The organism is Spirochaetota bacterium, assembly GCA_004297825.1.
In the GTDB taxonomy this organism is placed as follows: domain Bacteria; phylum Spirochaetota; class UBA4802; order UBA4802; family UBA5368; genus FW300-bin19.
On record SCSX01000033.1, the window covers coordinates 164165 to 177600 of the forward strand.

Genomic DNA, 13436 nt, shown 5'->3' on the forward strand with positions numbered 1-13436 from the left:
AATTAATGGTTGGATTAGTTTTCCTTGCCCCTGTTATCGTCGCAGGGTTCGTTGTCGTCCGCGTTGCGGGCCATCTCCGGGTGCTCGGCGGAGGTGCACTGTTCTAGGGGCTCCATGACCATCTGCTTTTCGCAGCAGGTGGGCGCCTCGCTTCCCTCAACTGCTTCCACGGTCTTGTCGCAGTTGCGACACCGGTAGACGTAATGGGTCTCTTCCATTTGATACTCCTTTGAGCCTATGCTGATAAGCGGTAATGACACGACGGATGAAAGACACCGTGAACAAAACTCTTTTTCGATTCCGTGAACCGTACTTCATTAATATACCGTCGGCGGGATTGAACGTCAACCGTGCGGCCCGCTCATTCGCCGGTGTAATGGATACGGTAGATCGCGCCGGCCTTGTCGTCCGAGACGAGCAGGGAGCCGTCGGGCATTACGAGGACGTCCACGGGCCGTCCCCAGGCGGCGCTCCCTTGCAGCCAGCCCCGCGCGAACACCTCCCTGCCCACGGCCCTGCCGTTCTCGATCCGCACCATCTCGATCCTGTAGCCGATCGGTTCGCTGCGGTTCCAGCTCCCGTGCTGGGCGATGAACACGTTTCCGCGGTAGCGCGCGGGGAACATGGACCCCGTGTAGAACTTCATCCCGAGCGCCGCCGCGTGCGCGTCAAGCTCCATCTCCGGCGGCGTATACGAGGCGCACGCGGCGCCCTCCCCGAATTCCGGATCGCGCAGGTCTTTCCCGTGGCAGAACGGGAACCCGAAGTGCATCCCCGCGCGCGGGGCGCGATTCAACTCATCGGGGGGCGCATCGTCGCCCATCCAGTCGCGGCCGTTGTCGGTGAACCAGAGCTCCCGGGTCAGGGGATTCCAGTCGAAGCCCACGGTGTTGCGAATGCCCTGGGCGAAGAGCTCCAGGCCGGAGCCGTCGGCGTGCATCCTCATGATAGAAGCGTATCGGCGATCGTCGCGCCTGCAGACGTTGCAGGGCGCGCCCACCGGCACGTAGAGCATGCCGTCGGGCCCGAAGGCGATGTATTTCCAGCCGTGATGGTCGTCGGTCGGGAAATCGCTCCGGATCACGCGATGCCGCGCATCGGCCCCCCCGCCCTCCTCGATCCCCTCGTAGACGTGGACCGCGCTCACCTCCGCGACATAGAGCGCGCCGCCGCGGAACGCCACGCCGTTGGGGCTATGGAGTCCCGCGGCGATTACCCTCACCTCGTCGGCGCGAAAGTCCCGGTCGCGGTCGACAATCGCGTAGACGCGGCCCTCCGGCCTGGTCCCCACGTAGAGCGTCCCGGAGGGCGAGAGCGCCAGGGAGCGCGCGCCCGGAACATTCGCGGCGTACATGTGGATCCGGAAGCCGGGGGGAAGGACGATGGACTCGAGCGCCGGGCCCGCGGTCGGCAAAATCCCGGCGAGGTAGCCGCGCGGCAGGGCGCGACAGATGACGAGCGCCGCCGACGCCGTCACGAAGGCGAGAACGGCTACGCCGATAAGCGCCGCCTTTTTCAGGTTCATCAATCGGCCTCCTGCTCGACTCCAGTCCGCAAGGTCCGATGCGCATCGAAGGCCGGTCCTCACGTCAGGGGGTGTCCGATACTCATGTTCGCTTCAATTAAAAGCCGGTCGCGCGAATCACGCGCACGAATCTTTACGCACGTGTACGCGTACCGGGCGTAAAGAAAAAACAGGTCGGCCGGCGATGGCTGCCCGGCACCCCGGACATCGGGCGCACATCGCCCGCGCCGGCCGGCGCGGGCGGCGTACCCCGAAGGGTCTAGACCTGGATTGAAAGGAATATCTGGATGGACATCTGCGCGACCTGGTCCTGCAGCTCCTCGATCTTGTCGATGTGCGCGTCCTCGTCTTTAAGGATTCCTTCGAGGACCTCGCGCGTCGCGAAATCCCCCACCTCCCCGGCGAGCTTGATCGCGTCGTTGTACGCCTTGATCGCGCCATATTCGGCCTCGGCGTCGTTGGCGAGTTGCTTGGGGACGTCCGCGCCGATATGGATCTTCCGGAGGTCCGTCACCACGGGAGTCCCCTCCAGGAAAAGAATGCGGCCGATAAGCTTCTCGGCGTGCTTCATCTCATCGATCGCGCGTTTCTCGAATCCCTCGTGCAGCTTGTCGTATCCCCAGTTGTGGCACATCTCGGAGTGCACCATGTACTGGTTGATCGCGGTCAGCTCGTCGGCCAGCAGGGAATTCAACGCTTCAAGAAGTTTCGGGTTGCCTTTCATAAGTATCCTCCATCGGTTATATAGTGTGTTATAGCGAAACCGGCATCCCGACGGGTCCCGGCTTTTCGGGGCGGAGAGAAATCCTGGGTGCCCGGGAAGGCGCCAGGACCTCTCTCCCCGGAACGCGGGGATCGAAATGTCCGGATTGATGCTGCGACAGGCCAGGCGATGCGCATGAGTCTAACCGCACAACGTGCAAAGTCAATAAAATTCCCGCGTTCCCGCGCCGGCGCGATCACCCGCCGGGCTTCTCGGCGCGGACTTCCTTCATCCGGATCACCAGCACCGGGACGGCGGTCCCGTGCCGCACGCTGTTCACCGTTTCGCCGAACACCACGTCCGACAGGCCGCGGTGCCCATGCGAGCCCAGCACCAGGAGATCGAGCCCCGCGATCCCCACGGCGTTGCGGATCTCGTCGGCGGGGTCTCCCTCGCGAAGCAGCGTATCGACGGCCATGTCCGCGCTTTCGAGCTCGCGCGCGATTCCTTCCAGGTAGGCCGCGTCGCCCCGGCTGTGCAGGCTCTCCGACATCTCCCCGAACACCATGGCCCCCGGTGACTCGACCACGTGTATCAGCGTGATCCGTGCGCCGTACGCGCGGGCGATACTCTGCGCCGCGGATATGACGTCGCTATCCCCCGGGGAATGCTCGAGCGCCACGCCTATATGCTTCACCCGAAGCGGTTTCAGCTTCCTCGCGATCTCGTGTTCCCCGCCGATAACACCGCTCTCCCAGGCGCGCTGCGGCCTGACCAGCGGCGCGAGGATCACGTAGATGAGCAATCCCGCGACCGACGCCGCGAACAGGATCGTGAACACCCACAGCGGCAGGGGCGCGGACTCGATCGCGGCCGAGATCGTTTCGGCGACGAGCCTGATATTCAGGGCGATGATAATGCCCGCGACGATCCATGCCAGTATCGCAATGTGAAGCTTGTTCGCGAAAACGCCCATCTTCTGTTTCGACGAGGTGAAATGTATGAGCGGAACGATCGCGAACGGGAGCTGGAGGCTCAGGATCACCTGCGAGAGGATGAGGAGCTTATACATTCCCTCGCTCCCGCTGATCGCGATGACGAATATGGCAGGGACGAGTGCGACGCTCCTCGTCATGAGCCTCCTGAGCCACGGCCGCATCTTGATGTTAAGGAAGCCTTCCATCACGACCTGGCCCGAAATGGTCCCCGTGAGGGTCGAGCTCTGGCCCGCGGCGAGCAGCGCGATCGCGAAGGCGACGGGTGCGACGGTGCTTCCCAGGATGGGCTCCAGGAGCGCGTGCGCCTGCTGGATCTCGGTGACCTCGATCCCGCGCGCGTGGAACGTGGACGCGCTCACGACGAGGATCGCGGCGTTCACGAAGAAGGCCGCGTTAAGCGCAACCACCGTGTCGAACAGGTTGTACCTGCACGCCTGCGCCCGTCCCGTGTAGGTCTTGTCGATGGCGCGCGACTGGACGAGCGAGGAGTGAAGATACAGGTTGTGCGGCATGACGGTCGCGCCGATAATGCCGATCGCGATAAAGAGGGCGCCCGGTGCCAGGCTCGGGATAAAGCCGGTCGCCACGCCGCCCCAGTCGGGGCGGACGATGAACATCTGGATTATGAAACAGACCCCGATCACGGCGACGAGCATAATAATGAAGGATTCCATCTTGCGGACGCCAAAGCGCTGGATGAACAGCAGGAGAAACGTGTCGCATGCGGTCAAGAGGCACCCCCACAGGAGCGGCAGCCCGAAGAGCAGGTTGAGCCCCAGTATGGTGCCCAGCGCCTCCGCGAGGTCGGTCGCGGCGATCGCCACCTCGGCGAGTATCCAGAGCGCGAAGCCGACGGGGCGCGGGTATTCGCGCCGGCACCCCTGCGCGAGGTCCGTCCCGGTCACAATCCCCAGGCGGGCCGAAAGCGTCTGCAGGAGCACCGCCATGAGGTTCGACATGAGGATCACCCATATCAGGGTGTATCCGAACCGCGCCCCCCCCTCGATATCGGTCGCCCAGTTTCCCGGGTCCATGTAGCCTATGCTCACGAGGTAGGCCGGGCCCGCGAACGCGAGCAGTTTCCTGAGCCAGCCCTTCTTTTTTACGGATACCGTTTCCATGATGTCACCGTGCCGGTTGCCCTCGTCACCGCTACTGCCCGAATCCGGAGGGCAATCGAGTATCAGCCATAATTTCGTTCATCGCAACAAAATATTTAAAATTGGGATCAGGGCTTCGCCGATACGTCCCCTGTATTTCCCGGCGACGGTTGTCCGGGAAAACCCCGCGCATGCGGCGTGAGGATCGCGCGGAAGGCGTCCACCACTAAGATACAAAAAGCCCCTTCACTTCGTCATGCAAAAAGCATAAAAAACTGAAGGGGCCGCGCTGATACGATTCGGATAACGGCGATTATCGCTTACTGTGCCTCAGCCGATCGCCTCCGGCCCGCGCTCCGCCGTACGGATGCGGACGCACTCATCCAGGTTGTACACGAATATCTTCCCGTCACCAAGCTTGCCGGTCTGAGCGCCCTTCAGTATCGCCGCGATTGTGGGTTCCACGAAACCCTCGTTGACGGCGATCTCGAGCCGTATCTTCCTCAAGAGGTTGCCGGTCTCCTTGTTGCCCCGGTAGACCTCCGTGACGCCCATCTGCCGGCCGTGGCCCAGTACCTCGCTCACGGTGATCAGGTTTACCTCCGCCTTGTAGAGCTCTTCCTTCACCTGCTCGAGCCTGTGGGGCTGTATGATTGCGATGATTATTTTCATTCAAGTTCTCCTATTCGATGACGGTATAGCCGCGTTCGTCGTGCTGGGTGATATCGAGGCCCATTGCCTCCTCGTCCTCGCTCACGCGAAGCCCCATCGTGCGGTCGATAAGCGCGTAGATGATCCAGGTGAGGACGAGCGCATAGCCGGTCACCGACGCGGCCGCGATGCATTGCACCCAGAGCTGGTTCAGGTTGCCGCTTAACGCCCCGGCGATCCCCGGCTGCACCAGCGGCGTCGCGAACACCCCCGCCGCGAGGGTGCCTATGAGGCCCCCGATCCCGTGCACACCAAACGCGTCGAGCGCGTCGTCGTACCCGAGCCGCCCCTTGATATACACGACCATGACGTAGCAGATCGCGCTCGCCGCCGCCCCGATGGCTATGGAGGCGCCCACGCCCACGAAACCCGCGGCCGGCGTGATGGCCGCAAGTCCCGCGATGGCCCCGGTCGCGGTGCCCAGCATGGTGGGCTTGCTCACGAGCACCCAGTCGAGCGCCATCCACACGACCACCGCGGCAGAGGCCGCGGTATTGGTGACCACGAACGCGTTCGCCGCGAGCCCGTTCGCCGCGAGCGCGCTCCCCGCGTTGAACCCGAACCACCCGAACCAGAGCATGCCCGCCCCGATCATCGTGAAGGGAAGGCTGTGCGGCGGTGTGGGCTTAAGGTAAATTCTTTTACCGATAACGAGCGCGGTGACCAGCGCCGCGATCCCGGCATTGATATGCACCACGATCCCGCCCGCGAAATCCAGCGCGCCCATTTTAAAGAGCCAGCCGTCGGTCGACCATACCCAGTGCGCGACCGGGTAATACACGAGCAGCGACCACGCGACCGTGAACGCCATGAAGGCGGAAAATTTCATCCGCTCTGCGAACGCGCCTATGATGAGCGCCGGGGTGATCACCGCGAACATCCCCTGGAATATCATGAACGCGAGGTGGGGGACGGTCGTCGCGTAGTGCGCGCTGGGGCCGGTCCCGACATTCTCGAGGAATGCCCAGTCGAGGTTTCCCAGGAAGCCCTGGATATACGGCTTCGGGCTGAACGAGAGACTGTACCCGAACGCGATCCACATGAGGCTCCCCACCGCAAGCGTCACGAAGCACTGCATGAGGATGCTCAATACGTTCTTTCTCTTCACCAGGCCCCCGTAAAAAAGCGCGAGGGCGGGGACGGTCATGAACATCACGAGCGCGGTGCAGATAAGCACCCAGGCGGTATCTGCGCCGCTCGTCGCGGCGGCGCCTTCTTCCGCGGCGCATGCGGCCGCGGGGACGGCAAGCGACAGTACGGATAATAGAAATGTTTTCATTCACTCAGGCTCCCAATCGTTTTGGCAATAAAAACACGCCGGGGCGGAGCGTCAACGTGTATAGCGGGAAATATATTTCCAACTGGTTAAATTTACATGTTGTTAAAACAGCAATATTTCAGATGCGTAAAAGAAACGGCGCAGGCGTTCCGGAATTAATCCGCGCTGATAATACGTCCGAAATTTCAGGATGAAGAACAGTACCGGTGCACTTTTTGACTATTGTTTGCGCGCATGCCCGACTGCGGGGATTAAGTGACGGTATTTAAATGAGGCTCGCAATGAATGCAATCTGCCTTGAAAAGTAAGCTTCACTGATTTTTGAACTCCCCCTCTTCACCCCAACCCGTCACCATGACCGGGTGCTTGACCTTTCTCAGGCGGGACGATCCACACGGTTTCTCCCGGGAGATCGAGTCGAATATGCCCCCTCTCTTTATTCCGAAATTTTAGCTTGACTAAAATACTATTTCTTAAGCTTTGTAGTATATTATAATTATCTTTAATTCAAATGAAGGCACTATCCGAAATTGAGAAGGGAATTAAACCGCCGCTGGGCGGGGAGCATCGGCCCGGCCTCGAAGGAACCCTTAGAAGAGTCGAGAAATTTTTCGTGCGCGGTCTGGCGCAGATGTTCAATTTCATCACCCGCCACGTATCGTACACGTTCGGTGTCGCGTTCGTGACGAGTTTTGGGGGCATGTTTATCGCCGCCTATATCGCCCTTTTCCTTTCAGCCACGGTGCATTTCGAGAACACGGGCACGGGCGAATCCTTCGTCACCCTGTTCACCGCGCTCGTGTTCCTGGTATACATACCCGGTTATTACCTGCACTTTGGCGTCCTGCACCGGCTGGGCGTTCCCTGCTTCAACCGGGGCCTCAATTTTATCAACGCCTACGTGGACAGGGCCCGCCTGAAGGAATTTTCATGCGGCGAGGACGCAACCGCGCTCCTTGCGGCCGTTGAACGCCTCCCGGTCGAAAACATGAAGGCCGCGACCATCTACCCGACCCTGGTAATGGTGCCCACGGTCGCGCAGGAATTCGCGACAGGAAGTCCGTACAACGCGGTGATACTGCTGGCGGGAATCTCTTCGGCCATATTCATTTACGTGTTTCTCACCTACATCGCCGCGGAGCTTCTTACAGGGGACCTGCGCCGCCTCATCAAGCGGCAGTGCGTGGCCTGCGACATCGCATTCAGCGAGAGCTTTACCTTCAGCATCCGGAAGAAATATCTTTTCATTTCGTTCCTCGTGCTTATCGCCATGACGGAGCTCGCGCTCATGTTCTTCTTCGGATCGGGGGGCACGCATGCCGCGGTTCCGGTGCTTTTCGTGGCCTTCTCCATCGCCCTCGTGGCGATATTGCTGTTCTTCTACCTCATCTCGATCGAGCAGTCGCTGAACGAAATCGAATCGGCCGCCGTGGACCTGGGCAAGGGGGGAAAGGGAAATCTCTTCCTCGCGGGGCTCGATCGCGAGCTCATCATGGTGAGCCGGGGCCTCGTGTCCGCGGCCTACGAGGTAAACGAGATACGCCAGAACCTGGAGCGCAAGGTTGACGAGCGGACCGCCGAATTAAACCGGGTGCTCGGGGAGCTTCGCGAACGGGACCGCAAACTACAGATGGAACTGTCGATCGCCTCTAACGTGCAGCGCGGCATCCTGCCCCCCGAGAACGCGCGCTTCGGGTTCATTCGGAGCGCGTCCCACTTCCGCTCGGTGGGCAAGGTGGGCGGCGACTACTACGACTTTTTCCCCATGGAGGACGGAAGCCTCGCCGCCCTCATCGCCGACGTTTCGGGCCACGGGATGCCTGCCGCGCTCGTCTCCGCCATGGTCAAGATCAGCTTCACCGACGCGACCCGGCGTTTCATCTCGCCGCGCGACATCCTGCGCGCGGTAAACGACAACCTGCTCAAGACCGTCAAGACGGAAGAGTATCTGACCGCATTCCTTCTCGTCATTTCCCCCGATCTCGCCGTCACCTACTCCAACGCGTCGCACCGGCGCGTGATGCTCGCGAGAAAAAGCGGCGAATTCGAGGAATGGGACACCGCCGGATTCATGGTGGGCGCGGTCCCCGAGGCCAATGAAAGCTACGAGGAGCGCCGGGGTGTGCTGGGCTACGGGGACCGGGTCCTCCTCTACACGGACGGACTGGTGGAGGCGCGCTCTATCGAAGGCGAGCAGTTCGGCGAAGAACGCCTGCGCGCACTGCTGCTGGACTCCGCGGACCAGGGCCTGGGCCAGGCGAAAATGCGCATCATCGAGGCCTGGGAGCGGCATACCAGGGACGCCGCCGTGGCCGACGACATGACCTTCCTCCTGCTGGAGGCGGACGCCGCCGCCGTGGACGCGTCCAGGTCCAGGTCATTCGCAGAACGGCTCTACGCGAACGGAAAGCCCGTACAGGCGGCCGGGGAGATCGAGCGCATTCTCGCGGAGGAGCCCGGCGACCAGGGACTCCATCGCCTCCTCGTTAAAAGCCTCCTGAAAGCGGGACAAAGCGAATCGGCATCGGAAACGCTGGAACGTCTCATTCCGGCGTCCGCGCGCTCCGCGGAAGACTGGTACCTGCTCGCGGCGGCCCGCTTCAACGGCGGGCGCTACCGTGATGCGATCACGGCCGCGGAGGAATCCTGCCGGATCGAACCAGGGAGAAAACAGTCGCTGCGCGTGTGGGAGCTTTCTCTGGAGCGGCTGGGAATGCACGATGAAGCGGAACGCCTGAGGGAGAGACAGGGGGTCGATAATCTTCCGGGCCGGGGAGCAAGCCGTTCGTGGTGAGGGCAGAATAGTGACCCTATTGCCCGAAAGACGAACAAGAATGACTTCAATGCCCCTCAACTAGTATTTGACACCGACCTTCCGTTTCTCATAATGCCTCTCAAAATCGAACGGAGAATACCATGACATCAAGAGCGCCCTTTGCAGCGACATGGTGGGGAAAGCAGTGGATAGAGGCCCTGGAACGGATCGACATCAACACTAACCGCCTGGGCCGCGGGAGAAGTTACGCGCGCGACGGCAACGTGGTGTCGATCAAACTGGAGGCCGGGCAGATAATCGCGCGCGTAAAGGGGCGCACCCGCTCCCCTTACTCGATCCGGATCACCTTGAAAAGGTTCTCCCGGCCCGTCATGACGAAAATCATTCGCCTTGTCGCGGACAACCCGCTCATCGCCTCCCAGCTCTCCCTGGGAAAGCTTCCCGAGGAACTGCTCGATACGCTGGAAAGGGACGGCATCCATGTCCTGCCCCAATCATGGCGCGATATCAGCTCCTCATGCTCCTGCCCGGACTGGGCCGACCCCTGCAAGCACATGGCCGCCGTGTACTATCTCATGGGCCGGGAGATCGACAAGGACCCTTTTCTCCTGTTCAACCTCCGGGGCGTAGCGACCGGGGACCTGACCGGCACTGCCGCGCACGATACCGAAACGCGTAATAAATCAACGATGCCCGTGCCGCTCTTCGGGCCCCTTCGCGGGATCAAGGGACGCCCCGCTCCGGCCGAATTCGGCGCGCCGCTTGCGATCCCGGATTTCGACTTCCGCTCCCTGCTGGGGCTTCTCCCCGACCGCCCGCTCTTTTACCCGGCGGAGGATTTCAAGAAACTCCTGATCGCGGCCTACGCCCAGGCGTCAACGCGCGCCGCTTCCGTTGATATCGCCGATGAGGCCCCCCACCTTCTTAAAATGGCGGACTTCCGGCTCATCTTCCCCGCCAAAGGCCCCGGTGTCCCGCATGTGTTCGTGTCTCCCCCCGAAACGGCGAAGCTTGTCGCCCGCGGGAAAGGGCCCTCTCCCGTCACGATGGACATACCTGTTGAACAGGAAGGCTCCGTCTGCATGGCGAAGGCAAGGGGGTCGATATTCTCCCTTGGCGAGGTTTTTAGCTATTTCCAGTCCATTCCGCTCCAGACCGGCCTTGACGGCGCGTCGGCGACGGCCCGGTTTATGAGCGTACTCGCACAGGCATCACTTTCCCTCATCAAGGCGGGCGCGTACCTTCCCGAGCCCGTGGACGGCGCGGACGGCGAGTTTTCGATACGCTATGTCCCCTGCAAGGGACACCATCCGGTTGAGGAGATCATCGCGGCGGCGGGATCGATTATGCCCGCGGGGATGGGGTTCCAGCGCGGGAAGAGGCGCATCCTCGCGGCGCATGCTGTCGAAGAGCTCTTCTCGCTGGGGGTTTCCGCGACCCTCCGCCTCATCCTGTCCGCCGATACGCGTTTTTCCGCCGACAAGATCGCCTCGGTCTTCTTCACCGACGAAGGCGCGTTCGTCCCGGAGCGATTCGACGAGCGTGCCGCAGGCGCAACGGTACGCAACTGGCTGGACCGCTTCGCGAGCCTCCGGGGGGATATCGCGCCGGTGATAAAAATCGGCGAGTCAAAGGGGGACTACTTTACGCTGGAAATCCTCGCGGAAAACAAAAAGGACGCCGTGAGCCCGCCCCTGTCCCTGGATACCTTATACGCGGCCGGTGCGCGGATTTTCGAGAGGCCCGCGCACGAGGTGCGCGCATCGATCGCGCGTCAGGCGGCCCTCGCCGGCGAGCACCTTCCCGAACTCAAAACAGTGCTTGCCGGGAAAGGCTCCGCGGCGGTCCTTATCGGCATGGAGCGCATGGGCGAGATCCTCTCACGGCATGCGCCGTTTTTCGAGACGATCGGCGTCCGCTTTCTGCTTCCCAAGGCGCTCAAAAACCTCCTGAAACCGGAGCTTACCGTGGCAGCCTCGTCGCCCGCCACCGTGCGCTATCTGAATCTCGATTCGCTCCTCAATTTTTCGTGGGAAATATCTATAGGCGGCGAAAGAATATCCGGGAAGGAGTTCGCACGCCTTTGCAAAGAGGCGGCGGGCATCGTCAGGTTCAAGGACAAATATCTGCTCCTGGACCCCGACGAGGCGCGCAAAATCATAGAGCGCCTCGCCAGGCCCCCCCGACCCTCCACTCCGGTGGCGGCGCTCTTCGCCGCGCTCACCGGGGAGCTTCAGGGAATCGCCGTCCGTCCCGATACGGCGCTCAAAAAACTCATCGATTCCTTTTCATCGACCCTGAATGCCGCGCGGCCCTCCGGTATCGCCGCCACGCCCAGGCCATACCAGGAACGCGGCTTCGACTGGCTGTATTCTAATCTCGCGCGCGGCCTGGGCTGCTGCATCGCCGACGATATGGGCCTGGGCAAGACCCTGCAGGTCATCATGGTACTCCAGAAGCTCAAGGACGAGGGGCTTCTGGGCAACGCGGCGCTCGTGGTATGTCCCACGACGCTCGTGGGCAACTGGAGCCGCGAGATCGAGCGCTTCGCCCCCGGACTTCGCGTCTCGATCTACCACGGGACCGAAAAGGCGCGCAAATGGAAGGGGTTCGATATCGTCATCACCACCTACGGCCTGGTGAGGCGAAATGAAACCCTCTTTGGCACGCGCGAATGGGACCTTGTCGTCATCGACGAGGCGCAGAACATCAAGAACCCGTCCTCGGACCAGTCGGCGGCGGTGAAGAAACTCAAGGCCGTCCGCCGCGTCGCCATGAGCGGGACCCCCGTGGAAAACCGGCTCACCGAGCTCTGGAGCATATTCGATTTTTTCATTCCCGGATACCTGGGACCGCTGCGCGGCTTCAAGGCGGACTTCGCCCTTCCCATCGAGCGGTACCGGGACGAGGACGCGCTCGCGAAATTAAAGAAGGCGACCGCGCCCTTTATACTGCGGCGCCTCAAGTCCGATAAAACCATTATATCGGACCTGCCCGATAAAATCGTGTCCGACTGCTACTGTCCCCTTACGCCGGAACAGGCGGTGCTCTATGAGCAGGTTGTCGCCTCCGCCTTGCGCAAAATCGAGGAATCCGAGGGCATCGAGCGCAGGGGGCTCATCTTCCAGCTCATCACGCACCTGAAGCAGATATGCAATCATCCGGTTCACTTTAGCGGCAGGGGGGATCTCGCGCCGGGGATTTCCGGCAAGGCCGGAAAAACCATGGAGCTTCTCGAGCGGATCGTCGAGCACGGCGAAAAGGCGCTCATCTTCACCCAGTACCGGCGCATGGGCGAGATGCTCGAAAAAATGATCGCCCGCCATGCCGGTGAGAAGACGCTCTTCTTCCACGGGGGGCTCGTCCGCGCCGCACGCGACCGGATGGTGAAGCGCTTCCAGGACGGCGGTGAAAAGATACTCATCATCTCGCTCAAGGCAGGCGGCACGGGGCTCAATCTCACCCGCGCCACCCAGGTGATCCACTACGATCTCTGGTGGAACCCCGCCGTGGAAAACCAGGCCACCGACCGGGCCTACCGCATAGGACAGAAGAGCGCGGTACAGGTGCACCGGCTTATCACCATGGGGACCTTCGAGGAAAAGATTGACGGCATAATAAAGAAGAAGCAGGAGCTCGCCGACCTTGCCGTCTCGGCGGGTGAGACCTGGATCACGGAGATGTCAAACCGCGAGCTCAAGGAGATTTTCAGTCTTGGGTGAGGGGCCGATACTGCTGTCCGCGTGATTGACGGCGCGCCCCCTGCCTGCTATCATGTACGCGGTGGAAGGAGGGCGTCATGAAAAAACAGGAACCCGTTCAAACTGCCGTGCGCATCGTATACCACCCGGTGTATCAGACCCCCTATTCCACCGCCTCGTGCGAAAGCCCCGACCGGGTGCGCGCGGTCATGGAATACCTGGGCGCGCGTTATCCGGTCGTTGAGCCGCCGGCCTGCGGGGACGAGGACATACTCCTGTGCCATTCGGAAGGACTCCTTATGATGGAACGCCGCGCGGAAGACCGCTTCCCGGCCGCCAGGACCGCTGCGGGCGGCGCGATCATGTGCGCACGCATGGCCTTGGAGGGCTTCGTGCCATTCGGCGCAATTCGCCCGCCCGGGCACCACGCGAACCCGGACCACAACTGGGGATTCTGCTTTTTCAACAACATGGCCATCGCCGTGTCCCGCCTTATCGCCGACGGGCTGGTGAAGCGCGCCGTGATCCTGGACATTGACCTTCATTTTGGCGACGGCACCCTGGCCGCGTTCAACGGGAATCCGGACGTGCAGGTGCTCAACATCCAGTCCCCGGACCCCGCCGGCTTCATCGCGGAGACGCG

General features: G+C 61.8%; 9 protein-coding genes. 3 read left to right on the forward strand and 6 right to left on the reverse strand.

Annotated features, from left to right (window positions below; genetic code table 11):
* Positions 1 to 14: 14 nt before the first annotated feature.
* The 6 genes from EPN93_06810 to EPN93_06835 all read right to left on the reverse strand — a co-directional run bounded on the left by EPN93_06810 (position 15) and on the right by EPN93_06835 (position 6316).
* Positions 15 to 218, reverse strand: coding sequence for a hypothetical protein (locus EPN93_06810; GenBank protein TAL37128.1), 204 nt, complete (start codon positions 216 to 218; stop codon positions 15 to 17).
* A 143-nt stretch (positions 219 to 361) separates the two neighbouring features.
* Positions 362 to 1525, reverse strand: a complete 1164-nt coding sequence (locus tag EPN93_06815; GenBank protein ID TAL37129.1) for a sorbosone dehydrogenase family protein — start codon at positions 1523 to 1525, stop codon at positions 362 to 364.
* A gap of 259 nt (positions 1526 to 1784) precedes the next feature.
* Positions 1785 to 2249 (reverse strand): bacterioferritin, encoded by a 465-nt coding sequence (bfr, locus tag EPN93_06820; GenBank protein ID TAL37130.1) that lies wholly within the window; start codon positions 2247 to 2249, stop codon positions 1785 to 1787.
* 235 nt (positions 2250 to 2484) lie between these two features.
* Positions 2485 to 4347, reverse strand: coding sequence for an iron/manganese transporter (locus EPN93_06825; protein ID TAL37131.1), 1863 nt, complete (start codon positions 4345 to 4347; stop codon positions 2485 to 2487).
* Between the two features lie 309 nt (positions 4348 to 4656).
* Complete coding sequence (locus EPN93_06830; protein ID TAL37132.1) at positions 4657 to 4998, reverse strand: P-II family nitrogen regulator; 342 nt, start codon at positions 4996 to 4998, stop codon at positions 4657 to 4659.
* Between the two features lie 10 nt (positions 4999 to 5008).
* Positions 5009 to 6316 (reverse strand): ammonium transporter, encoded by a 1308-nt coding sequence (locus tag EPN93_06835; protein ID TAL37133.1) that lies wholly within the window; start codon positions 6314 to 6316, stop codon positions 5009 to 5011.
* Positions 6317 to 6827: 511 nt separating this feature from the next.
* Between EPN93_06835 and EPN93_06840 the strand changes: the two genes are divergently transcribed.
* From EPN93_06840 to EPN93_06850, 3 genes are all read left to right on the forward strand, one after another.
* Positions 6828 to 9110 (forward strand): tetratricopeptide repeat protein, encoded by a 2283-nt coding sequence (locus tag EPN93_06840; protein ID TAL37134.1) that lies wholly within the window; start codon positions 6828 to 6830, stop codon positions 9108 to 9110.
* Between the two features lie 122 nt (positions 9111 to 9232).
* Positions 9233 to 12814 (forward strand): hypothetical protein, encoded by a 3582-nt coding sequence (locus tag EPN93_06845; GenBank protein TAL37135.1) that lies wholly within the window; start codon positions 9233 to 9235, stop codon positions 12812 to 12814.
* A 188-nt stretch (positions 12815 to 13002) separates the two neighbouring features.
* The coding region (locus EPN93_06850; GenBank protein TAL37143.1) for a histone deacetylase family protein at positions 13003 to 13436 on the forward strand (434 nt) is incomplete at its 3' end.